This window comes from Nostoc sp. DedSLP04 (assembly GCF_034530775.1).
GTDB lineage: Bacteria > Cyanobacteriota > Cyanobacteriia > Cyanobacteriales > Nostocaceae > Nostoc.
On sequence record NZ_JAVRCL010000003.1, the window covers coordinates 234,673 to 259,341 of the forward strand.

22 protein-coding genes are annotated in these 24,669 nt (G+C 40.3%); 8 read left to right on the plus strand and 14 right to left on the minus strand.

Annotation, left to right across the window (positions count from 1 at the left end; all coding sequences use genetic code 11):
• The first annotated feature begins 459 nt into the window (after positions 1-459).
• The 3 genes from RMX89_RS03280 to RMX89_RS03290 all read left to right on the plus strand — a co-directional run bounded on the left by RMX89_RS03280 (position 460) and on the right by RMX89_RS03290 (position 2,639).
• Positions 460-837 (plus strand): hypothetical protein, encoded by a 378-nt coding sequence (locus RMX89_RS03280; protein WP_322670819.1) that lies wholly within the window; start codon positions 460-462, stop codon positions 835-837.
• Positions 838-1,143: 306 nt separating this feature from the next.
• Complete coding sequence (locus RMX89_RS03285) at positions 1,144-1,653, plus strand: hypothetical protein (protein WP_322663882.1); 510 nt, start codon at positions 1,144-1,146, stop codon at positions 1,651-1,653.
• A gap of 206 nt (positions 1,654-1,859) precedes the next feature.
• Positions 1,860-2,639: a photosystem II S4 domain protein gene (locus RMX89_RS03290; protein WP_322683416.1), complete on the plus strand. Its 780-nt coding sequence runs from the start codon at positions 1,860-1,862 to the stop codon at positions 2,637-2,639.
• Positions 2,640-2,845: 206 nt separating this feature from the next.
• Here the strand turns inward: RMX89_RS03290 and RMX89_RS03295 are convergent, their stop codons facing one another.
• From RMX89_RS03295 to RMX89_RS03330, 8 genes are all read right to left on the minus strand, one after another.
• Positions 2,846-3,622, minus strand: coding sequence for an SDR family oxidoreductase (locus RMX89_RS03295; protein WP_322687904.1), 777 nt, complete (start codon positions 3,620-3,622; stop codon positions 2,846-2,848).
• A 131-nt stretch (positions 3,623-3,753) separates the two neighbouring features.
• Positions 3,754-3,954, minus strand: coding sequence for a hypothetical protein (locus RMX89_RS03300; RefSeq protein WP_322687905.1), 201 nt, complete (start codon positions 3,952-3,954; stop codon positions 3,754-3,756).
• A 23-nt stretch (positions 3,955-3,977) separates the two neighbouring features.
• Positions 3,978-4,535, minus strand: a complete 558-nt coding sequence (locus RMX89_RS03305) for a hypothetical protein (protein WP_322687906.1) — start codon at positions 4,533-4,535, stop codon at positions 3,978-3,980.
• Between the two features lie 631 nt (positions 4,536-5,166).
• The gene (locus RMX89_RS03310) at positions 5,167-5,772 is read right to left on the minus strand and encodes an exopolysaccharide biosynthesis protein (RefSeq protein WP_322687907.1); all 606 of its coding nucleotides are present in this window, start codon (positions 5,770-5,772) and stop codon (positions 5,167-5,169) included.
• 124 nt (positions 5,773-5,896) lie between these two features.
• Positions 5,897-6,781 (minus strand): lipid kinase, encoded by an 885-nt coding sequence (locus tag RMX89_RS03315; protein WP_322683419.1) that lies wholly within the window; start codon positions 6,779-6,781, stop codon positions 5,897-5,899.
• A 792-nt stretch (positions 6,782-7,573) separates the two neighbouring features.
• Positions 7,574-7,750, minus strand: coding sequence for a hypothetical protein (locus RMX89_RS03320; protein WP_194044777.1), 177 nt, complete (start codon positions 7,748-7,750; stop codon positions 7,574-7,576).
• A 49-nt stretch (positions 7,751-7,799) separates the two neighbouring features.
• Positions 7,800-8,216, minus strand: a complete 417-nt coding sequence (gene arfB / locus RMX89_RS03325) for an alternative ribosome rescue aminoacyl-tRNA hydrolase ArfB (RefSeq protein WP_322687908.1) — start codon at positions 8,214-8,216, stop codon at positions 7,800-7,802.
• A gap of 47 nt (positions 8,217-8,263) precedes the next feature.
• Positions 8,264-8,518, minus strand: coding sequence for an RNA-binding S4 domain-containing protein (locus tag RMX89_RS03330; RefSeq protein ID WP_289797304.1), 255 nt, complete (start codon positions 8,516-8,518; stop codon positions 8,264-8,266).
• 665 nt (positions 8,519-9,183) lie between these two features.
• Here RMX89_RS03330 and dpdE point away from each other — a divergent pair.
• A complete protein-coding gene (gene dpdE, locus RMX89_RS03335; RefSeq protein WP_322687909.1) occupies positions 9,184-12,492 on the plus strand; it encodes a protein DpdE in 3,309 nt (1,102 codons plus the stop codon).
• A 294-nt stretch (positions 12,493-12,786) separates the two neighbouring features.
• A complete protein-coding gene (locus tag RMX89_RS03340; protein WP_322683422.1) occupies positions 12,787-13,590 on the plus strand; it encodes an oxidoreductase in 804 nt (267 codons plus the stop codon).
• Between the two features lie 28 nt (positions 13,591-13,618).
• Here the strand turns inward: RMX89_RS03340 and RMX89_RS03345 are convergent, their stop codons facing one another.
• A complete protein-coding gene (locus RMX89_RS03345; RefSeq protein WP_322683423.1) occupies positions 13,619-14,638 on the minus strand; it encodes a tRNA-dihydrouridine synthase family protein in 1,020 nt (339 codons plus the stop codon).
• A 174-nt stretch (positions 14,639-14,812) separates the two neighbouring features.
• On the minus strand, positions 14,813-16,165 hold the full coding sequence (locus RMX89_RS03350; protein WP_322687910.1) for a serine/threonine-protein kinase: 1,353 nt from the start codon (positions 16,163-16,165) through the stop codon (positions 14,813-14,815).
• Positions 16,166-16,531: 366 nt separating this feature from the next.
• Between RMX89_RS03350 and RMX89_RS03355 the strand changes: the two genes are divergently transcribed.
• Complete coding sequence (locus RMX89_RS03355; RefSeq protein WP_322687911.1) at positions 16,532-17,029, plus strand: GNAT family N-acetyltransferase; 498 nt, start codon at positions 16,532-16,534, stop codon at positions 17,027-17,029.
• A gap of 251 nt (positions 17,030-17,280) precedes the next feature.
• Here RMX89_RS03355 and RMX89_RS03360 read toward each other — a convergent pair whose 3' ends face one another.
• The 3 genes from RMX89_RS03360 to RMX89_RS03370 form a co-directional block, all read right to left on the minus strand.
• Positions 17,281-17,841, minus strand: coding sequence for a hypothetical protein (locus RMX89_RS03360; protein ID WP_322687912.1), 561 nt, complete (start codon positions 17,839-17,841; stop codon positions 17,281-17,283).
• 414 nt (positions 17,842-18,255) lie between these two features.
• Positions 18,256-19,605 carry a cytochrome P450 gene (locus RMX89_RS03365; protein WP_322687913.1) on the minus strand — a complete coding sequence of 450 codons (1,350 nt, stop codon included), beginning with the start codon at positions 19,603-19,605 and terminating at the stop codon, positions 18,256-18,258.
• A 65-nt stretch (positions 19,606-19,670) separates the two neighbouring features.
• Positions 19,671-21,563: a lipoxygenase family protein gene (locus tag RMX89_RS03370; RefSeq protein WP_322687914.1), complete on the minus strand. Its 1,893-nt coding sequence runs from the start codon at positions 21,561-21,563 to the stop codon at positions 19,671-19,673.
• Positions 21,564-22,200: 637 nt separating this feature from the next.
• On the opposite strand from RMX89_RS03370, the gene RMX89_RS03375 reads away from it, so the two are divergent.
• Positions 22,201-23,238 carry an aldo/keto reductase gene (locus tag RMX89_RS03375; protein WP_322687915.1) on the plus strand — a complete coding sequence of 346 codons (1,038 nt, stop codon included), beginning with the start codon at positions 22,201-22,203 and terminating at the stop codon, positions 23,236-23,238.
• Positions 23,239-23,532: 294 nt separating this feature from the next.
• Positions 23,533-24,090: a recombination mediator RecR gene (gene recR, locus RMX89_RS03380; RefSeq protein ID WP_322687916.1), complete on the plus strand. Its 558-nt coding sequence runs from the start codon at positions 23,533-23,535 to the stop codon at positions 24,088-24,090.
• A 35-nt stretch (positions 24,091-24,125) separates the two neighbouring features.
• Here the strand turns inward: recR and RMX89_RS03385 are convergent, their stop codons facing one another.
• On the minus strand, positions 24,126-24,626 hold the full coding sequence (locus tag RMX89_RS03385; RefSeq protein ID WP_322687917.1) for a 2OG-Fe(II) oxygenase: 501 nt from the start codon (positions 24,624-24,626) through the stop codon (positions 24,126-24,128).
• Positions 24,627-24,669 lie beyond the last annotated feature (43 nt).

The window sequence follows — 24,669 nt, forward strand, 5'->3', positions numbered from 1 at the left end:
ATCAGTATTTTTGATTGCTGTTGTGTTTTGTAATCCACTTTGCACCTTCTATCAGAGGATCGCAGATTCCAGTAATGTTTTTGATAAAAAGCTAGCTAAAAGCCTCATTTATTCAGTGTATTAACTGGAAAGATGAGGCTTTTTAGTCCAAAAAGCAATATTGTAAATTGTAATTTTTGAGAAATTCTTTAGCGATCGCTAAAGAATTACGCAAGCAAAATCTGAAGGGAAAGAGTTGTTTCAATACTTGTCGGGTTTTGGGGAAAAGGGGAAAGAAAAAACCTTTAACCTAAACCCAGTAACCTTTTCCCCAAATCCAATTCCGAGTTAAAAATCCAAAACCCCAGCAGTATTGAGAGTTGTTTTTGTGAGATATGTATTGGACTTAACAGATAAGCGCTATAGTCAAATTTGGACTAACATAACTGAGTGTTCGCTCGCTTGCCTCGTCAAAGACTCATGACTAAAGTAACATCTCAAGAAATTGCACAGTTTCGCTCTCAATTGGCAGACGATCCTAGCGATATGGAAGCGCTGGATTTAATTGAAGACTGTGATGGAGATTTGGAAGATGCAGCGATGACGCTAGCTATCCGAGCAGGACAACAACCAGAAAGAGCAAATTCCGAGTGGTTAGATGCCTTGGCTAGAAAATGGCGTGTGGTCGTTTGCGAACCAGAATATCGAGAAGATTTGCTTAATACTTCTCTTGTGAAGATGATGGAACATCTAAAAACAACGCCAACATTTCCTAAGATTTTGGCAACGCCAGTTTTGCTATATGTCCTCAAGCAAGGCGTAAACAATTTTTGTGAGCCACTAGATTTGCTAAAATGATCGGCCCGCGTTTTAATCGTGAGATTAAAATCGCGGCTACGCAAACATAGACGCAAAGGGGCTTCAAAGCTCTTAATCTGACCCTAGTCCGTGCAGACAGACTAGCCTGTGGGAAGACTTTCACTGCGTTTGTGTAGTCCTTCTAGTGCTTTGGTGCAAGATGTGAGCCTCGTAACTTCTGATGTAAGTCTTGGAGTAATTCAGGTGTATGACTTATAGTCATGCGAGGTTCAATCCACCAGGACTGATACGCTGTTAATTAAGGCAAAACTTCTATTAAACAAATTTAGACAAATTGTAAAATCAATGAATTACCTTGTTGCCGTATTACCAGACCGCATTCAAGCCGAAGCTGCTTACTTAGCTTTAGAAAAAGAAGGCATTAACAGCACTATTTTGGGAAGAGGGTATAAAACGGCTGACGAGTTTGGCTTAATTGACCCCAAAGAACAGGCTAAAAAGCAAGCAAAACAAATGGCAACTTGGCTGATACCATTTGGCTTTTTTGCAGGTTTTACATTCAGCCTGATTACTGGTTTAGATACTTTTGCTTGGGCGGGTGAAGTTGGCAATCACATTGTTGGCGGACTGCTGGGTGCTGCTAGTGGTGCAATGGGTGGTGTCTTTGTCGGTGGCGGAGTCGGTTTACTTGTAGGTGGTGGTGATGCTTTACCTTATCGCAACCGCTTAGATGCAGGTAAATATTTAGTCGCCGTTCAAGGTTCTGAAACTCTGACTCGCCAAGCAACCAAAATATTACGTCAGTTCGATCCAGAAAATATCCAAGGTTATGCCGATACAAATACTGTGTATTGAATAAATCATAGTTTACAGATCGCGACACAGCGGCTTGAGTTACTTTCCTGTTCTTTGAAGATAGCGTCAGCCGCTGCGATCGCCAACAAATCTCAAGTAGAAAGGCTAACCCAATCTGGACAAGAACTATAGAAATGGGAATTAAAGCTAGAATCAAGATAGTTATAGCAAATTAATTCTCAATTAATAACTGATAATTTTTAAGAATGTTGCCACGAGAAGAACTTTTAAAAGGTGTTGAAAATCGAGATAGTGTAGCTCGTGCAATCGATCAAGCAGAGCAAGCGATCAAAACTTGGGAAGTAGTTTTGACAGATTTTCTATCTCCCCCAGAATTGGCAGAAATTCAACGAGTGTTTAACCGATTAACAGAAGTGCAATTAGTTGCGTGGGGTGGATATCCGCAAGCTGAACGCCAAAGAATAGCGATCGCTCGTTCGGAACTTCCGTTAGATCGATCTCAAGTCAGCCTTGTAGCTGTAGAAATTGCAGGTAATTTCCTATTTGATACCGCCTCTCACCGCGACTTTTTAGGCGCAATGTTAGGGACGGGAATTGTTCGCGAAAAGACGGGAGATGTGATTGTCTTAGGAGAACGGGGGGCGCAGGCGATTGTTGCACCAGAATTGGTGGAATTTTTGTCCATGAGCCTCAAACAGGTGCGATCGGTTCCTGTGAAAACTCAGCAGATTGAGCTAACAGAATTAAAGGTTCGGGAACCCAAGAAAAAAGAATTAACTACTGTGGAGGCTTCTTTAAGATTAGATGCGATCGCATCTGCTGGTTTTGGTATGTCCCGCAGCAAAATGGTTGATTTCATCGATGCTGGTGATGTCCGCGTCAATTGGAAGGAAGTTACTCAAGCTAGTTCTCAAGTCAAATCAGGCGACTTAATCGCCATTCGCTCTAAAGGACGTTTAGAGGTTGGAGAAATAGCCGTTACCAAAAAAGAGCGTTACCGAGTTCAATTAACAAGATATATGTAATAAGTGAGGAGTGAAAAGTTAGGAGTGAGTAGTTTTAAATACATCAGTTTATTTAACTTCAAATTCCAAACTCTTGTACAGACGCGATTCATCGCGTCTCTTAACTCCAAACTCTTGTACAGACGCGATTCATCGCGTCTCTTAACTCCAAACTCTTGTACAGACGCGATGAATCATGTCTCTATTCCTAAATAGATACTTAATACTTAGGCTTTAAAACGTTTCGCTAACATATTCAGTAGAAGTTTGCGCGGTACAAGCCGAGATAATTTGCTTCTAATTTGAGTAGTACTATCAGAGCTAATAACAGTTGGATAGCCTTTTTCTAAAGCCTCTAAAGATTCCCAAACCACTTTTTCGCAAGAATAAACTTTATCTGTACTACCTGCCAGCGCTGGAGGAAAATTAGCTTCTGCAAAAAAGTTTGTTTCTATTGGCCCTGGACAAGTCACTAAAATACGGACACCATACTGATAATTTTCTGCCCATAATGCTTCACTAAAGCTGAGAATAAAAGCTTTACTAGCAGCATAAACAGAAAGGTATGGTATTGGTTGAAATGCGGTAATCGAGGATACGTTAATAATACTTCCAGAACGACGTTGCCGCATCAATGGTAAAAATTTGTGGGTTAAATCTACCAATGCCAAAATGTTTAATTGTACGATTTTGACTTGTTTTTCTCCATCTCCTTCAGCAAAATCGCCATAGTAACCAAAACCAGCATTGTTGATTAATAAGTCAATGGTTAATCCCTTTGATTTTGTGGCATCAAATACACTAGCTGCTGCATTAGGTTCTGTGAGGTCTTTTACTATAACATCTATTTGAATGTTGTATTGTTCTTGTAGTTGTTTAGCTAATTGGTTTAGCTTCTCTTCAGAACGAGCAACGAGTACAAGATTTGTCTTGCGTGCAGCTAGTTCTTGAGCAAAGGCTTTACCAATACCACTAGAAGCACCAGTAATTAAAGCAGTTGACATTCTACATATTCAGAGAATTTTTAAGCACTTATAAATTTTAGCTATGTTGACTATAAGTTTTAACTACCCAAAGTGATATATCCAAAAGGGTAAAAGCAACACTTAGTGGCTTTTAGAAACTATATTAATTCTCAAAATATACCGATATGGGAGATTCTTAAATCTTCTTCATCTGTATATTGAATAGACGAGTCGATTTTTTCTGGTAATTCTGCGTCCTGGCGCGATCGCTCAAATACAATTTTAGAGTTCAAATGCTTAAGATGAGAAAATATTTGCTTCCGTTGGCTTCGTCTAATTCGGTCACAAATAATGATTTTTATAATAGCCATTCAAATTCATTTTGAATTGCCAATTACCATTTTTCAGACCAATAGATAATTTCTGAAGTGGAACTATTAATAGCAACGCCGTAGCTGTCTCCATGATTCCACTTAAAGCCAGGTCTACCTTTGTCATCTGTATTTAATACCAATATTTCATAAGTAGCTGGAAAAGATTCTGTAGGAAAATCACTAGTATAGAAGAAAGTTGTCGGCACACCGTTAGGTTGGTTTATGTGGTCGTTTGTGTCACCACCTATATATTTGTGCTTGGCACTATTTCTATATTGTGAAAGTAATTTTTCTATCTTCTTTGGTGGCTCTTTTAACCTAATTTGAAAAAAACTACTTCCTTGCAAAACTTTGGGAGAGTAAGCGATGCGAACGTCTTTAGCATCAGGGGGAATCTCATTAGGAAAATGTTTTATTTGGTCATTTTCAGACCATAGTTGATTACGAATTTCTTTATAGCGTGATGTATCAGTTATAATTTTAGGCTCGCTAGTACTGCTAAAAGTTGTTCTCAGAAAAAAGCTTCCCCCGACAATACTAAGACTAGCAAGGGCTAATAGAAATTGCGATCGCTTCATCAAGTTGGGTGTATCTAACTTTCATAGTCATATACCCAACTAATAAACTAAATTCGTACTATTGCGGATATCGAATCAGAGATATTAACAGAAACTTTGTATATTCAGAGGAAAATTGAAATAATTGTAAAATTAATGTGAAGTTAGTCAATGATTACCTAGTCAAATACCGTAGGTAATCCTGATTGAGTCCAGTACTACCGTTTTAGCTAACGAAATCAATTCCACAGCCATCCATTTTTTTCAATTCTTCCTGATGCAGCAATAACTAAAGCGGATATATAAATAGTAGATGCACCTTAATTAAATTACAGCCTTCAGCTTTTAGTTGAGGGCTTTTTTTTATGGCTGATATTTTTTATTCGGAAATAAAATAAATTTGCTTAAAAGTCTAATTTTCCCGGATATGGCAATAAATAAAGCGGATTAATAAATGGTAGATGCACCCTAAGAATTTACAGCCCTCAGCCAAAAGCTGGAGGCTTTTTTATTGCTCATACTTTTTTCGCGAAAAAAATAAATTTTATTAAAAGTCTAATTTTCCCGGATATGGCAATAAATAAAGCGGATTAATAAATAGTAGATGCACCCTAAAAATTTCCAGCCTTCAGCTTTTAGTTGAAGGTTTTTATTATTTTAATATCGATGGCAGTAAACTGGGAGCTAACCACAATGCATAACCAATAAATCCAAACAGCAAAGTAATCACGGCAGTAATGCCGTAGCTGATGCAAATTAATAAACCGTCAGATTCGATGGTGGCAACAGTCAAAAGTAAAATACCGATAGTCGGGATAGGATTTGTAAACGGAATTGGTAATATTAGTAATACTGTTAATAAAGAGATACAAAACCCATTAATTCGCCAAACCAAAGGATTATGAGCTATTTTTGCTAATCGAGGACGAGCGATTTTCTGGAAAACTTTGGTAAGCCGTCCCAAATTTTGCAAAAGTAACTCGGCGAAGGAACGAGGAAATTTGTAGTTAGCGATTCTTTTCGGTAGCCAAGGCGATCGCCTTCCTAAAACCATTTGCACTGACAACAGTAAACAAGCACCACCAAATGGGCCAGTTAATCCCGGTGGCATAGGAAGCAAAAAAGGCAAAACTAATAATGTAATTACCAGACTGAAGCCCCGTTCTGAGGTTTCTGTCAGAATATCGCCTAGAGTCAGCGGTTGTTCGGCTAGGCGTTGCAACAGGGATTTTATATCTTGAGAAAATCTCAGATGCATTTGGCGTGAGTTGATGCGAGTTCCCTCTTTGTAGTAGAGGAAGATGAGAGAGAATAACTTCTAAACTTTGCCAATTTTAGATTTTGAATTTCAGGAAAATCTAAAATCTAAAATTGAATGACTCCTAACTCTTGCTTTCTGGGGGTACAAAAACAGCTATAGCTTTAGGTATAACCCGAAAATGAGCAGGTGTGTAGGTAGTAATTTCACCATCTGTATTGATAGGGCGAGGTTTGCGAGTATGTATCTCTATTTCTTGACCTTGATGGGAGCGTACACTCTGCCAATGTATATGTCGCCCTCGTCGCATTGCGGGTAATAATAATATAACCTGCCACCAGTGTTCAATCTCCAAGCTATAAAGGTCTAGCCTTTGATCGTCTATTGTGGCATCGTCAGCCACTGCCATACCACCACCGTAATAGCGGCCGTTACCGACTGCAATTTGAACTGTTTTGACGCGAACCAATTCACCGTTGATTGTAATTTCTGCTGTAAAAGGTCTGGCTTCCAAAAGCACTTGCAATGCAGTGGCGGCATAGGCAAATACTCCCCAGCGGCGCTTAACTTCTTTGGTAAGTCGTTGGGTAATTTTTACACTCAATCCCATACTGGCAACGTTAAAAAAGTGCTTGCCATTCACACAACCCAAGTCGATACGCTGTAAATGTCCATCTCCAATAATTTTGCAAGCTTCGTTGAGGGTATTTGGGATTCCCAAAGTTCTCGCTAGATCGTTGGCAGTTCCCAGAGGCAAGATTCCCAAAGGTAACTGAGTCTCAATTAAAGCATCTACGGCAGCATTTAGAGTACCATCTCCTCCGCCAATAATTACCAAGTCAACTCGATCCTTATGGCGAAGTATAACTTCAGCAAGATGTTTGGGATCTTCTGTAGACTCCTCAATTAAATCAAAGCCTAATGTTTTCAGACTTTGAATCGCTTCCGATAGACCCTTTTGCCCTTGGCGAGCATGACGATTTACTAACAGCAGTGCGCGGGAACTCATGGGTAGTACCTTTTGTTGTTGATATGTCCAATTATCCGCATGTATGTATTCTGTTTGATGTTGACTTTAAAAAAGTGTTTAGGCTGTGATGAAAGTTATTACAAATTCATTTTCATAACATTTATTATATTGTGACTATTAATTTTTAATTTTTCTTTTTCTTTAGTTTAGCTCTACTAGACCTCAGTGTGTTTATCTTCAACAAATATAATTATTACTCCTCAGCTAAATGAATTTTAGGTGTTTTTATTTATAAAATAGCGAGTTGTTCAAATATTATTATGCCAAACGCAAGAGATATTTTTCATTAAAATAGATACATTTACAGCAGATTGCAACTTTGTGAGGTACAGATTATTTTAGGACTTACGCAAGTGTCACAAAAAAATCTGATTTGTAGTTTTTAGTAAGGGTTTTAGCCCTTATTTTGAGGACTAAAGTCCTCTCTGTGAGACGCTACGCGTAGCTTGCTTCCCCGGAGGGGTACACTACGAACTGAAAATAATATGCCAGTTGCGTAAGTCCTGTATTTGTAAGGGCACAACAATGTTCATAGGTGTAAACTTAAGCTAAAAGCTTTGTCAAACTCTTGTTTCTAGCCTCTTGGCTGGAAATGCACTTCAATTGGGCTGCTGCCGCGAGTTCAGGAGGCGGAGCCTCTAGAACAGCATTCCCAGTCTGAGACTGGGAACGAGACGAACGCTGTTTATAGCGCTTCTGTGTTGAATCCAATACGGCGCTAGTTGGTTGCTTAACGGCGAGAAATCCCTATCTTGATTTGGAATTTTGGTTTTATGACTTTTTCGGGTCGGTGTTGCGACCAATAATTGCTTGAAACACGTCCCCTAGTAAAAAGAAAAATGCCGCAACTAACACTACAAGCATTAAACCCGCAAGAGCCGCAAAGGGAGAAATGATAAACAATATTAAAAGCGCAAACATCAAAATCTTTAGTAATGTCTTATTCATCTTTTTTCATATTGAATAAAATGTGTGTTCTCTACAAATAATCAATGAATTAACAATCTGTCACCTGTCTTCTGTTAGATTTAATCTGTGCGCGCTTACTTTTGTGGTCGAGGCGTTTTCTTTGAGAACTGCGAGTTGGTTTAGTGGGTTTGCGTTTGATTGTCACGACAACTGCGCTTTGAATGAGTTCTTGAAGTCGTTTCAAGGCTGACTCGCGATTGTTCTCTTGGCTTCGATGTTCCTGGGCTTTAATTACAACTACTCCTTCTTGGTTAATGCGGCGATCGTTGAGCTTTAAAAGCTGTTGTTTATAATAATCTGGTAATGATGAAGCCGCAATATCGAAGCGCAAGTGGATTGCGGTAGAAACCTTATTTACATTTTGACCTCCTGATCCTTGCGAGCGAATCGCAGTAATTTCAATCTCAGTCTGTGGGATAATAACATTATTGGAAATTTGTAGCATTACTCACAAGGCAAAAGAGAAACTTGTAACTTTGGGATAAACTTTCTTTATTCGGTTTGCTCGGCTAAATCTATCATTACATCTGGGTCTTCATTGTTGTTCAAATTCACTTCTAAAGTCTGTCCTTGGATTGTCACTTTATCGCCCGGTACTAGTCGCCTTCCTCGTCGAGTTTCCAGCATCCCGTTTACTTGGACATCACCACCTTGAATCATCAGCTTGGCTTGCCCTCCAGTTGGCACTATACCCATCAACTTTAAAAATTGATTTAACTTAATTGTGTTGTCTCTAATTTTCTTCATAGTAAATAAATGTACACAATCTTAATTGTATCGTGGTCTTCTCAGAGGATGTTTGAAAAGTCATGATTGATGTATCAAATATTTTTTTACCCCTCCCTAACCCTCCCCTTGTAAAGGGGAGGGAACCGGATTTTTCTTGTTTCCCCCTTTTATAAGGGGGGATTAAGGGGGGTAAAAACGCAATTAAAAGCACAGTCAACCACTTTTCAAACAACCTCTCAAGCCAAAGCGTAAATCTGTTACACCATATAATCAGCTAAGTACAGTATTTGATTAATTCGTAGCAAATTTAGTTTGGCAATACCCTGCAATGCGATTGCATCGGCAAACAATGCCATTGCGTTAGCCTGCGTTTAATAACGTTACGCTTTTACGCAAAACTTTGCTGAGAAATGTGAATTTACAGCAGTTTTCATTTAATTGAACTGTATATGGTTGTAGAAGCACAACAATGCTGTACCTCTACTGTGTGGTGTATTTACCTGAAAATTGCTAATTTTATTAATTGGTTGTGATGGAGCGACGCCGAGTAGCCCGTCGTAGATATCGCTCTAACAAAAACTGTAATACCAGTTATTATCTATAATGTTGATCGACAAAACTGCCAGATATGGGCTAAAAACTAGTCTGGAAGGTTCTTTTAGTGTGTTCAGGGGACTGGATCTATGATTAAGCTTGGTTTATTGGTACAGTCCCAGAATAACTCTTTGGGTATCGGAAAAGTTACGGAAATATCTGATACCAATGCAAACGTTGAGTATTTCTGCTCTATAGGCCAACGTCTCCAAAAAACTTTACCTTTAAGTTCGCTCTCTCAAGTTAAGCTGGAACCCCAGGCTCGATGCTATATTAAGTCCCAAACTCAGGATAAATGGATAGTGGGCAGAGTTTTTATCTGGGATGATGATACAGAAATGTATCAAATTGATTTACCAGATAAGAAAACTGCGATCGCATCTGTTGAAGACATTTACGTTCGGTGTAATCTACCAAATACAGACCCCATCCAAACTCTGGCGATGAAGGGTCACGAAACGCCCTATTTCCACGACAAAAGATTGGCTTTCGTGAAATCCTTAATTCAGCAACGCGCTGTGAGTCGCGGGATGACGGGACTGATTTCGGCAAATATTAATCTTTATCCTCACCAAGTTGAAGTAGTGCGGCGGGTACTGGAAGACCCAATTCAACGCTACTTGTTAGCAGATGAGGTGGGACTGGGAAAAACCATCGAAGCGGGTGCGATTCTGCGTCAGTTCCTTCTCGATGAACCGAAAAAAAATGCGGTGGTATTAGTTCCGCAATATTTGCTCAAACAATGGCGGACTGAGTTAGAAAACAAGTTTTACATCTCCCATTTTGGCAAACGGGTAGCGGTGCTGGCGGTTGAAGATATTCATAAAATCAATCTGAAAGCAAGGATAGGCTGCTTAATTTTAGATGAAGCCCATCATATTGCAGCAATGGCAACCTCTAAGGATGCAACAGTGCGCCAACGTTTTCAGACTTGCAAAGAACTTGCTCATAAAAGCGATCGCTTACTTTTATTATCTGCCACTCCAGTTCTCAATCACGAGCAGGATTTTCTGGCCATGTTGCACTTGCTCGACCCGACAACCTATAAAATTGGCGATCTAGAAGGTTTTCGCGCCAAAGTTGAAAGCCGTCAGCAAATTGGTAAACTTCTGCTTTCTTTTAAAGAAGGTGCAGCACCAGAGGTTCTCAAAAGCAACTTGCAGCAATTGCGAAACCTCTTGGCTGAGGATAAGTATTTACTGAAGCTGGCGGATGATTTAGAAAATTTACCAGCAAATTCTCCTGAACAAGAGCAAATCGTCCAAGCGATTCGCGTCCATGTCAGCGATATTTATCGACTACATCGGCGAATGCTTCGCAACCGTCGCGCTGCGGTGGAAGATGTGATATTTGACCGCAACTTTACGCCGAAAGAAGAGTATGATTTAGACGAGCGATCGCTTGATATCCACGAACTGCTCAATCAATGGCAAAGTGTTGCTCCTCGTGAAAAGCAATATCAGCGAATTTTTCTGCTGTTATTTCTCGCTGCTGGTACTTGGTTAGGGATTTTAGAGCAGGTAATTACGGCGCGTTTAACTGCGAAACCTCATGCTAAACTCATCCAGGAGTTTAAAGAAGATGATGTTCGCCTGTTAACTACAACCCCCAAATTCTCAGGGGAAGAAGAGATTCTCCAATCCTTACTAAAAATTATTCGTCAACCTCAAGAGGACGGACAACGGACGGAAAATTTAAAAACAGTGCTGCTGAATCAGCTAGGTACATATTTCAAAATTCCCGCAAACGTTCGGAAGAATCAAAAGGAATTCATTACCAGGATACAGCAGAGAATTAAAAGACCAATTACTGGCGATATTCTGCCCAAATTTGTTGTATTTACCAGTTTTGTGCAAACTTGTGGCGAAATTGTCCGGTATTTATCTGATACCTTTGGTGCAGAGACAATAGCCAGCCATCAATTTGGAGAATCACCAGACAAAGTTGAGGAAGGCTTAAATCGGTTCAAGAATAACCCCAACTGCTTTATTTTAGTATGCGATCGCTCTGGAGAAGAAGGGCGTAACCTTCAGTTTGCCGATTGGTTAATTCATTTTGACCTGCCTTGGTCGCCTAATCAATTAGAGCAGAGAATTGGCAGACTTGACCGCATTGGCAGCAAAATTGGCATTCAATCTAGTGCCTTGATTGGCCCCTACTTGGAAGATAGCCCTCACAATGCTTGGTATAAAGTATTAAAAGATGGGTTTGGTATTTTCCAACAATCAATTGCCAGTCTCCAGTTTTATGTTGATGAGAAACTTGCAGAATTAGAAACAGTTTTGTTTCAATCAGGTGCGGCTGGATTGTTAGAGATGGTTTCACCAATTCAAGAACAAATTGAAACAGAAATCGCCAAAATTAGCGAACAAAATGCTCTAGATGAAATTGATGCAAACGATGAAATTGCTACCGAGTATTTTCAAGAGCTAGATAATTACGATGCTCGTCATCTAGAAATGAAACGAGCAATTGAAGGCTGGATTTGCGACGCGCTGGGATTCAGAGGACTGAATAACCCCGATTCATCAGAACTGCGACGTTATCAACCAACAACGCGGACATTGGTGCCGATAAATGATTTACAAAACCGTTTTGCTGAGAGTTCTTTAGACCAATTTGGTACTTATAATCGCAGAGTAGCAAACCAAAATGCTGGTATTAAACTCTTTCGAGTTGGCGAAGGATTTATCGAAGCACTCTTGAACTATATCAATTGGGATGACCGAGGTGAAGCCTTTGCTTTGTGGCGCACTGATGCATCTTGGGACGCGAAAGAAGGGAAAGAGTGGTTTGGTTTCCAGTGCAATTATGTAGTCGAGGCAAATTTAAGAACTGCCAAACAAGTTTTACTAGATAACAAACTAGATAATTCTCAATTCAAAAACTTGCAGCGACGTGTTGATGCTCTATTTCCACCAATTATAGAAACTATCTATGTTGATGGTCGCAAGCAGCCAATCCGGGTTGTTGAGGATAAAGCGCTTTTAAGTATTCTGCAACGTCCATATAAAGATAAAAACAATAATCAAGGACGAGATTACAATCTAGCAAAAGAGCGCTTAGGAATTATTGACGATTTTGTTGATCCTAGTAAATGGCAAAATTTTTGCTATGAAATGCGTAACGCTTCTTCAGAATTACTTGCCAATCGTCCCGATTTTATTGATTTATGTCAAAGTTGTGCTAAAGTAGCCGAAAAAAAATTAGCCAATAGAGTAGAACAATTGCGACTACGTTTAAATCAGCAAAGTTGGGATAACGCATTAGCTGAAGAATTGAAGATAGAAACTGCTTTAAATGCAGCTATTCTAGAGGGAATTCGCCAGCCGCTTCTGAGGCTTGATTCTGTGGGTTTTATTGTAGTATCGGGGCGATCGCTTGTGCAATTTGAGTGATATGGTGTGTGATTAAATAGCTTTGTAATCCTAATTGAGAGCTTGATATCCCCGACTTCTTTAAAAAGTCGGGGATATTTTTGTTCTGGTGTTACTGATGAAATTGCTATAAAAACATATACAGCAGTTCTCAAGTAGATGAGGTACAAAGTATAGGACTGCTAAAATTATGTTTTTATTGAGAATGAATAATGAACGAATAACGAATAAGATTTAGAAAAAACGCGATCGCTGTTATTAAGCAGGGTGTAATCCATCGCAATATCAAAAAATTCACAAACAAAAGGAGAACCGATGACTGATAAAAAGGTCGTGTTAGTAACAGGAGCATCATCTGGATTTGGGCAATTAACTGCTCAAAAGCTTGCTCAAGAAGGTTACTGGGTCTTCGGTACTAGTCGCAAGGAACATCCAACTGTACAAGATGTGGAAATGTTGACACTCGATGTTACCTCTGAGTCTTCAGTCCAATCATGTATCAAACAGTTGCTTGCACGGACTAATCGCATTGATTTAGTGATTAACAATGCTGGACAAATTCATGCCAGCATGATTGAAGAAACTTCTTTAGAACAAGCCAAGGAGGTTTTTGATACTAACTTTTGGGGTGTTGTCCGAGTTAGCAATGCTGTTTTACCAGTTATGAGACAGCAGCGTAGTGGGCATATTATTAATATCAGTTCAGTGGCGGGATTGATTGGCGCACCAGGCCAAGGTTTTTACAGTGCAAGTAAGTTTGCACTCGAAGGTTATAGTGAAGCATTGAGCGTGGAACTAGACCCTTTCAATATTAAAATATCTTTAATTGAGCCTGGTTACTTTAAGACCAACTTCAACCACGCCATGTTGTCATCCACATTAAATTACGCTGATTACGACAATGTACGCGATGTGATTCGCTCAACTGTTAGTCAAGCAATTGCACAAGGCGACGATCCGGAAAAAGTCGCACAGACGATTCTATTTGCTGCTCGTAGTCGGTCGCCACGATTACGCTATCGTGTTGGCAATGAGGCACAATGGTTGCCTCGCTTAAAAGCAATATTGCCAGATAACTTATTTCGATTTGGTGCGCGCAAGCGGTTGAATTTACCATAAATCACAACCAAATCGACAACGCCCGATATCACACGCTCAAAGAAGGTGCTAGGGCTAAAGTTTTTGTCAGATCGGTAAGGAGAACGCGATCGCACAAGTTAAACAGTTCTGCCTCAGTAGAAGTATGTCGCATCAAGCGTAAAAAATGACCTTCAGTGTCAACACTCAGAGCAATGTAGTTGAGGAACATTTTCAGATAGCCGACGCGCGATCGCTCTGGCATATTTGCTGCTGTGGGGGTTTGCCATAAACGATCAATATAGTTGCGTACCTCCGCCAAAGGAACGGGCGCGATCGGTTCTTTTCGCAAAGCTTGCCGAATTTGATTAAAAATCCAAGGATTCCCGATCGCCCAGCGTCCCACCATCACACCCGCCGCGCCCGTTTGAGAAAGCACTTCAACAGCAGTCGTCGCTGAGTTGATATTGCCATTAGCCAGCACTGGACAATCGACTCGTCTAACTGCTTCAGCGATTAAATCATATTTCACTGCCCCGTGGTACATATCTTTGACGGTGCGACCATGTAAAGAGAGCAAATCAATGCTGTGGCGATTGATTATATCTAGAATTTTGTAAAAATTATCTGTATTTTCAAAGCCTACGCGCATCTTGACAGTCAAAGGGCGATCGCTAACTGCTTGCCGTAGTTCTCCCAAAATCCGATCCACTTTTTCCGGTAAGAGCAGCAATCCACCTCCAACATTTTTGCGATAAATTCTAGGTGCTGGACAGCCCATGTTCAAGTCAACTCCAGCGATATTATAGTTGCAAAGTTCCTTCGCTGTTCTGACTAAATCTGGAATGCTTTCGCCAATCATTTGCGCAAAAACGGGACGACCTGTGTCGTTTTCGGTGATGGCTGCTAAAATGCCACGATTGAGCCGTGAAGTATCATTGACGCGGAAATATTCGGTGAAAAAGTAGTCAGGACTGCCATAGTGAGCAATCACCTTCATAAACCAGAGGTTTGTCACATCCTGCATGGGCGCAAGAGCGGTGAGAGGTAGGTGTGGATAGAACGATTGAGGGAGCGATACCTGGGGCATAAAGATGAAGAGCGATCGACAAAGCTCACTGTTAAGTTATAAATAGCTAGACGTAAATCAATTAAAGTTTGTAGAGAGGACTTTAGTCCTAATTATCGTTGCTTTGAGCGATGAATCGCTCACTACAAACTAGGAGTTTATTAGTAATCTTATTCAACAATTTTTTTATCAAAACTAACTAATACCACAAGCTGCTAATTTTACAGTTAAAGCATTGGGGTAGCGCCACAGTTGAGAACCACCAATCCAAAGACGTGAGGGTAAATGACCGATTGGTGCTTTGAGACTAAAATTGAATTCCGAATTGGCAGAACTATAATTGTATATATGCCAACCAACTTGATTGCAAAAAATTCCATAGTCGCCATTGACGTTTTTGTAAATAAGTGTCTGTATGCTAAAACCAAAGCGTTTATGACTATAATTCACCCATAAAAGGTCAATGGTTTGCAAATCTTCACAGGGAAGTTTTTCAAGATCGCTACTAAATATATAGCTACCTTTAGGCTTTGCTAGCGCTTGACATATTAGTTCCCAAGTTTCTTTATCTGCTGATTCCCATTTTCCCTTTGCTAATAAATCACGCAAATGCGTACAATCAATAGTATTTACTGTACGATAATTAGAAAAATTTAGCAATTTCTTTGGTTGTTGCTCCAGTATCTGTAAAACTTCTGTTGCCGATTGGAAGCGTTGCGAAACGGCATTTTGTAAAAGTTTATCTAAGATTTCACAGAGGTAAACGCTAACAGTATTGAATGCTGGTAAATGTTCTTGCCATACCCAGCGATCGCTAGCAATATCGAACAAATCAAAGGGAGAAACATTGGTAAGTAAGTAAATACATGTTACACCCAAACTGTAAAGATCGCTGGCTGGCAATGTTTTTCCTCGCATTTGTTCGGGAGCGATATATTCTGGGCTACCTACTATGGTGCCTGTACGAAGTTGCTTCATGCTATTGGCGAATTTAGCAACTCCGAAATCGATTAATACCAGGTCTCCTCGACTTGAACGGCGCATAATATTTTCCGGTTTAATATCTCGGTGGATTACTTGTCGGGAATGGATAAATTGCAATGTAAGCAATAAACTTTTTAATATCTCCCAAATTTGCGGTTCTTGAAAAACGCCCTGTTTTTGTAATTCCTGGGCGAGTGTTTGTCCATCTACTAATTCTTCAACGATATAAAACTTTTGATTTTGTTCAAAGTGCGCTAGTAATTTGGGTATTTGACAGTGTTCTAGTTCATTGAGACGAAGGGCTTCTTGATGAAATAAATTGACAGCCTTGTGCCAAATCTCAGTATTTTCCTTTTGAAAACATAGTTGTTTGATTGCACATTTGGGTCGATCTGGAAGATGTTCATCAATAGCTAAAAACGTTCTACCAAAGCCACCGCTTCCAATGACTGTGAGTGGACGATATCGCTGTTTAAGTAATAATTCCTGACCACAACTATTGCAAAAACGAGAACTGTCAGAATTTTGTGGACGTAGGCAATCAATATTGGTACAGTAGCTCATACTACAGGAGTTCTATTTGTTGGAATTACTATATATAAAGTATTCCCATTAGAAAAGCACTCTTACTAGTAGAAAAGACAGCGATGCTTAGGTTAGGCTACGCCTACGCACTTTGCACTTTAGAAGTTTTGGTTGGCATAGTAGCAGTGTACTGCTTGTTTCATGCGATCGCTACTTTGGTGCAACTTTAACTCTTTGAATTTTTGTCAGATACAAGAGTGCTACAAACAAATAAAAGTATCAAAAGCTACTTCACCTAACGTTTAGTTGCCTCTGCAATGCGTTCCCCAAAGCGTTATTCTCTGTTATTCTTCTAAAAGAAAATTCTTTTGCTCCAAGTCTTTCTCCTATTTATATTAACCAGGTATGTGTCTCAATGATGTAGCGATCGACCGTGCCACCCCCAGTGATGTTAGTGGAATCGTCAAGTTGGCCCAAGCCAATGACGCAGAACATGGTGGTATGTTGTTAGGTCATCTTGAACCAGAGGCTGTGATGATGACTATCTCTCAAATGCCAAGCGTTGTAGCCCGAAAAAATGGTCAAGTTGTAGGATTCTTACTCAGTTGGTCAAAGACAACTGTTAATCTACCAATTATAAAGGTGATGTTACAAACCTATCCTGGTACAAAAGATGCTTACTTGTATGGCCCTATTTGTGTTGATGAAACTATGCGTGGGCAAGGTATTGCTGCAAAAATGTTTGCTAAGTTGAAAGATTTGCTACCAAAGCGGGAAGGAATACTGTTCATCAAGGCAAACAACAAAGCATCACTTCAAGCACATCAAAAGATGGGTATGTGCAAGATGGCAGAGTTCATCTATGAAGGCACTGAATTTTTGATATTCGCGTATAATAGCTAATACCATTTTAGATTTTGGATTTTAGATTTTGGATTGGGAATTGCCTTGGTGCGTCTGGCTTGGTGTGAATCCATGTGTCGCAATCATTTTTCAAAATGGTATAACTAATTGATAGGTTCTCTTTGAAATTAAATTGAGTAGCTAATCTGGATCGTTTAGTTATTTACTACTTGCTTAATCTGGAACGTGACAAAAGTTAGTGATGGGAGAGCGACAAGGCTCTAAGCCTTAGCTGACTAACATGATTCGGCTCAATTTGAGTGGCGTTCAACTACTAAACATTCATTTTGGACTCTGGTAAGCATATTGTTAAAAGCAGGAGTATAAGAACCATCTTTATCAACAACCCTACGAAGAGTATACTCACCAGCCCGAGAAAGTCCGCCAAACCAAATATTCTTTCTGTGCCAAATATCTCCATTGAGATAATTTTTGTCTTGGGACATTGTGAAACTGACAATCGATTTTGGAACTGATATTCCTAGAAAAATAGGTGTGACTTGAGCTTGTTGCAAAGTTTCATCTTCAAACTGAATTTTGTAACTTATTCTAAACCATTGAATTGAACGTAGTAATATCCAGCCAGCAATCGAGTCATGAAAAGTCCATTGTAACGGAGCGAAGATCGGTAAAAGCAAAGTCCTATTCTGTATATCCCATTCTAAATTGTACATAGTAATGCAAGTATCTGGCAGTGGATTGCCATCCATAAAAAACACACCTTTAAGGACAGATGGTAAGTTTGTTTCTCTAATTGGAATCATCCAGGTTGCAATATTATTAAGTTGCTTCTTTTCAATTAATTCAGCCATATAATTTGTAATTACTTCCTTTCGGCTAAAAGAATACCTAAATTTTTAACAAACCGAGTCAGAGAAAAGATGAGTAATCTGGCGCTAGAAAAAGAGTAAAATCAACTCAAAAATCCAGAACAATTACCAAATTATAATTCCGCATGAGAAGTAGGGTTTCACTAGATGTGCATTGGTGTCAACTTAACGTGAAAGCCAGCATATAACAAGCTTTTAGATATTGTCTCGTTGTCTCGTTGTCTCGTTCCCAGTCTCCGACTGGGAATGCCGTCCTAGAGGCTCCGCCTCCCTTGCTGGCGGCAGCAGCCCAATTGAAGTGCATTTCTAGCTAGAGGCTAGAAACGAGGTTTTAAAGGAGTTTCAGCTTAAGTTGACACTAATGACAGCTGTGTGTCCCTACTGGAAATCCCTTACTTACAGTCGTTGAGCAAAACCTTGTAGTACTAAATTATTAGGAGTAACGGCAGTCACTTTTTCAAAATCCCACTTGACTTCTGTAATTGAGTCCCATTGATAGTTGTGGAACAGATGTAAACAGAAAATTTTGATAAAGCCAATTGATAAGGATGTACCAGGACAGGCTCGCTCATGCCCTTCGCCGTTCCAAGATAAGATATCTGAAAAATTTCGTGTTAGGTCAAAATCATCTGGATTTTGGTATCTATTGGCATCCCGATTAGCTGTAAGAATAGAGCCAAGCAAGCGAGTACCTTTTTGGAATGGACATTTTTGTTTTCCAATCTCAACTTCACCCCCTTCAGTGGTGAGTTGGCTAACAAATCGCACAGGTGGATAGAGACGAGCCGTTTCTAAAATCACTTGATTGAGAAGTGTTAACTTTTCTAGAGCGTCTGAGTCTAAAGTTTTCTTGCCATTCCAGACTGCATTAACCTCTGACACTACATTATTTCTGAGAGTATTATCTAAGCAAAGAACACCAATCACAGATCCTAAAAGCGCACTCGTGCCGGCAGTTCCGGCGATATGAATCATATCGAAAAGGGTATTAGCAATTTGGTGTTCGTTCAACTGATACTGAGCGCCTGTTTCAAAGTAAGATGCCCATTTAGGTGATTGTTTATATCGGTTAATTAAATATTGACGATGCCGAATTTTTGGCGCTGTTAATATTGCCAGCAGATACTTGCTGATAAAATTAGGCAAGGATGCAAGAGCCAAATTTTTAATGTAACTATCGGATGCTGTGATTTCTTCCTCAGATAAAGATATCTGAAAAACCAGTTGATGCAAACTCGACAGCATGATCTTTGGCAAATCATTGCCGATGTGTAATTTGCCTTGTTTAGCAGCCTCTAACAGCCTTTGCTCAACTAGATTCCCTAAAAAGTCTATCTGCCCTGACGGTTCTGGTAAAGCTTGTAAGATTACAGTACGTAGTCCTGTGTGTTCGTTACCGTTTGTTCCCAAGCTCAGAGGGTTATCGAGCAAGTAGCTAGGAGCTAATATTCTGATGATGCCTAAATCATTTCCTCGCAGTTGTGGTTGGGTTTGCATTAGTTCTCTTACCTGCGAGTGAGAGGAATGCATAATTGCTTGGTCTACTGCAAAATACTTGTCTCCAATATTGTCTTTACGGATGTAGAGAAAGTCCCGCCATGCATTGAGCATGATTGACGCATCCATGTAATAAAAAATCAAGCGCAGAAACTTACCGATCGCAGTATCGTAACCTACTTTGGCTAGTATAGGTGCAAGCCAAAGCTGGCGATCGTGACCTTTGAGGACTTTATCTTTAAGTGTCATAGTATTTATTTTGGGTCATTTGTCATTTGTCATTGGTCATTGGTCATTGGTCATTTGTCCCTAATTCAGATATTGATGCTCTGAGGAATTTTAGAAGGAAGTAGATACTCATAGGGTGGACGGTGTAAATTACGTTGCTTGATGGTATCTTCTACCTGCTGAAGATTGCTCTGGAATGCTTGTAGCAATGGTTTTACTTTTTGGTCTGTAAAGTATCCTTGCTGATAATCGCCCAGCTTGTTGTAGTACACAGACCCCAATAAGCTGAGTAGGTTGTATTGCCGTTGCGCCTGATCTAAGGGAGGGAGCAAATTGAGGTAGTCTTGCTCAGTAACTTCTCTTTTGAGAGTTGAGGCTGGTAAATAACCTGCCAATGGTATGGCTGCGGCGTAGCCCATAAAATCTTTTTGCGGAAAGTTAACCGCAGCGTGTTGGGCGCTGGCAGTGAAAATAATCAGCGTAGTGGCATCAATCAGGTAATTGAGCGTTTTGATGCCTCCATCTTCGCCAAAATCGGGGATGCGACCACCATCGTAAGCTGGGATTTCGGCTGCCCACGCTTGCAAGGCTGTATCTTTCTGAATGTCTTCATCGGTAGGGTAGTAAAGGTTCAGGTAGTCTGAAACCCATTGATGAATTGCATTCCAGACTAGTAGGGCATCATCCCGGTAAGGATAAACGGGCAAGAGGTTGGGATCGTCTACACCGCGCTGTTGGAATTGCTTAGGTAAGATGGCGCTGTTAAAACCATAGCTTTGCAAGGCTAGCACTGCTAAAACGCGAGAGTTATCGATTGATGATGAGAGTAATCTATCGACACCACCGCCTGGAGCTATGAGAATCCGTTGAGCGGCATCGTTAATTGCCAAAGTGCTGTCAAAATGCGGGTGTAGTAGAATTCTTAAGGGATGGGTGAGTGGCAGTTGTCTTGCGGTGGCGATCGCAAAAGCACCAATCAACAAGTGAGTTCTTGCTAGATGAGTAACAGCTTCGTGGTAGTTGGCATCTGCTATTTGGACTATTGTTTTGGCAAAAAGCCAAGCGTATTTACCGGAGTTAGGGGTAACAATTGGATAATCTGGGCCTGGGGTTTGACCGCATTGGATGGCTATCGGACGCAATAAACGGGTGGGGTCTGAGCCTTTGGGTAAGGCAAACAGTGCTAGGGGAGCATAGAGATATTTTTGCTCGTGTGGGAATGTACCGTTGACCGCACCATCTAAAATTTTATAGTCAGCTAAGTAAAGCCTGCCTTCAAGTCCGGCTGCTGCTAATGAATCGTCAGTTCCCATCACGCCTTGGTAATGTTCCTCTGTGACTGGGAAGCGATCGCCTAAAGTAGTTACTCGCGCGATCGTGACGGGATTGTAGCCAGCCACTCGCATGTAGGCAAATACTTCATCTTCTTGGTAAGTTTTGGCGATCGCTGGCACACCAATCACTTGAAACAAATTTTCGTAGTCTTTGAGACTGGTTGCATGTCCTGTCGGCTGTCCTTCGTATAGAAGGTTAATTATCCTATTTAGAGCATCTCTGAGGATCACAAGTCCGTTTTCTTTCAAAATAGAATAAAAAAGATCGTCGAGTTCTCTAACATCCTTAGAGATGCCTTTGAGTAAAAACTGAGGGATAATTTGCAAGATTCTTGCCAGAATGGTGATTTTTACTGGTACTGCTCCCTTGAGCAAGGCTTCTAAAATAAACTTTTCGACATCATCACGAATCGATTTAGAACCTTGATTGCCTCTGTTGACAATCAAGGTATTAATAAACACAATTCGTAACTGCTGGGCTAATAAAAAATACCAGTTCGTGGTGAACTCTTCGGCAATAGAAAGCCGATCTAGCATTGCAATTGATGGAATATGGATGTAGTTATATTGATACTCTTGTCTAGCTATATCTAAAGTATGAGTACTTGATGAACTGATTAAATTTTCTGGTGATGAAGCAGTCATTGACTCTACTTATGTTTAGTACGGGGAACTTTAATAGTTTAAGATAAATAGGTTTGATTTACCTAAACGTATTATCGCAATCATTTTTAAAATTACAATTTTTCTAAATAAATTTTCTCGATTTTATCAACTCTTGAACCACGCACTAAATGTTTTAGGACTTACGCAAACTCTACGAACTATTGGTGTTCTTCTCTACGAGACGCTTCTCTTTCAGAGACGCTAAAGTGAACGCGAAGGCGTTTTGGTGGTTCGATAAATTAAGCTTTTTGGCTATTTTTGCGTAAGTCCTGTGTTTAAAAATCTTGCAAGAAATATTTAGCAATACAAATAATATTTGCCAAAATTTAGAAACAATTCTCCAAGAAAACTTTCGGACTAAAGTCTTGTGTTGCAGTTGACATTTGAACTACTGAAACGAGAGCGGGAATACAACTATCAGATTTTTTCTCTGCTGCCGATGTCTCCAATGCTTCCTCTACTTACACAACGATAAAATATTTTTCTATTACCTTCCCTCTATCAAAAATCTATCTCTACTTCACTGCTTTTATCCTTCAAGAGTTAGAAGCAACGAATTTTGCTCCATGCAAAGCTATGAAAGAAAGTTCTCATATTGCGGTCAAAGGATAAATTTGTGGATATTAGCAGACGAAATTTATTGAAGGTAGTTTCTGCTTCTGGTTTAGGTGGAGCCGGGGTATTTGCTTTACAAGGTTTAACCAAACAGGTTTTAGCACAAAATCAGTCTACCCCACTCCAGAGTAAAAAAGGGGAAATGCTCTACAGGCAACTAGGACGCACCAAAGAACAAATATCTGTAATTGGTCTAGGTGGTCATCATATTGGTAGACCAAAAGATGAACAAGAGGGTATTAATCTGATCCGTACTGCTCTCGATCGCGGGATTAATTTTATGGACAATTGCTGGGATTACCATAATGGAGGTAGCGAAATTCGCATGGGTAAAGCTCTGCAAAATGGTTATCGTCAAAAAGCTTTTCTGATGACTAAAATCGACGGTCGCACAAAGGCGGCTGCTGCCAAACAAATTGATGAATCTTTAAAACGTTTGCAAACAGACCACATTGATTTGTTGCAGCATCATGAAGTTATTCGCATGGAAGACCCAGACCGGATTTTTGCCCCTGGTGGTGCGATGGAAGCAGTTGTGGAAGCACAAAAAGCTGGCAAGATTCGCTACATAGGCTTTACTGGACACAAAGACCCTTTAGTACACCTGAGAATGTTGGAAGTTGCCAATCAAAACAACTTCCGTTTTGATGCAGTGCAGATGCCGTTAAATGTTATGGATGCCCATTTCCGCAGTTTTGAAAAGCAAGTTTTACCCAGACTGGTTGAAGACGGAATTGCTGTACTGGGGATGAAATCAATGGGCGACCAAAATATCCTCAAAAGCAATGTGGTCAAACCTATCGAATGTCTGCATTACGCGATGAATCTGCCAACTTCAACGGTGATTACAGGCATTGAAAGTATGCCTATCTTAAACCAGGCTTTCGAGGCAGTACGTACTTTTACACCCATGAGTCAGGAACAAGTTAGAGCATTACTGAATCGGACTCGCCAAGCTGCTCTCAAAGGTCAGTATGAACTGTTTAAAACCACTAACCAATTTGATGGTACAGCCAAAAATCCTGAGTGGTTAGGATAAGTTTTTGCTAGGGCGTGTTTGAAAACTAAGGATGAAAGCAATTTGGAACATTGCAAGGGGATGCAATGGCATTGCAGAGGCACGCATTAACATTGCAAGGGGATGCATTGGCATTGTAAGGTATTGCGAAATTTAATTTGCTACAAATTAATGAAATGCTGTACTAAGCGATCGCGAGTTAGAAGTGTTGTGCCTGATGGAAGTACTCAAAAAATGTCATCATAGTTAGAGTGAAAACATTCTGGAGACAAGACAACGGTTTACGCACGCCCTTTAGCACGGTTAATTGAACAATTGCAACGCCTACCGGGAGTTGGCCCCAAAAGTGCCCAACGACTGGCTTTGCATATTTTGAAGCGACCAGAAGCAGAAGTAGAAGCTTTGGCACAAGCTTTAGTTGAGGCAAAAAAACAGATAGGCTTGTGTTCTGTTTGCTTTCACTTATCTGCTGAACCTGTTTGTGAAATTTGCCGCAATGCCAACCGTGACAATAACACTATCTGTGTTGTTGCAGATCCTCGTGATGTGATTGCATTAGAAAAAACCCGCGAATACAAAGGCAAGTATCACGTTTTGGGCGGGGTGATTTCGCCAATTGATGGAATTGGCCCAGATCAGCTAAATATACTAGCTTTGCAGCGCCGCGTGAATCAGCAAAAACCTCAAGAAGTAATTCTGGCAATTAGTCCGAGTGTAGAAGGGGAGACAACAACCCTGTATATCGGTCAGCTATTGAAACCATTTACCAAGGTGACACGGATTGCTTTTGGTTTACCTGTTGGTGGCGATTTGGAGTACGCAGATGAAGTTACTTTGGCGAGGGCGTTGGAAGGCCGTCGGGAGTTAGATTAAGTTTTGTTGATTTTGCTGGTTAATCACTTTCTCGACTATTGACTGTACATAACATCCGATCGCAAGACGTACTTTCGCCCCTGGATAATAGTAGCGCCCTCATGTACTAGTTCGTGGACAAAACACAAAGCCATACCTGTTACTGGAAGCACAGCTAGATTAGATAAATCTTGGTAATATTGAGGAAGATAAAAGCGGGTTTCGCCGCCTTCAAAGCCTTCATTCAGATAAATCATGAAAGTCAATAAACTTTCCTCACCATTAGTTCGTCGATAAGCACCATCATGGTGAGGTGCAAACCTCTGACCTGGATCGTAGCGATAGAAACGAAAACGCTCATTCAGCCCAACTGGATGCCATCTACCAATGGTGTTGGGGATATAATTTGACACACGCTGCCATAAATCAAAAGCACGCTCTCGGTCATCCAAAATAACGCGCTGATTATTGCGGATGTCGGGACGCATTTCAAAACCTCGGTGGGTAGTAATAGGAGCATCTACATAGCCAATGTTTTCTGTTAAAGTAATAGACATGTCCTTAAAACAAAAGTTATGGAAAAATGATACAGAAATAAAA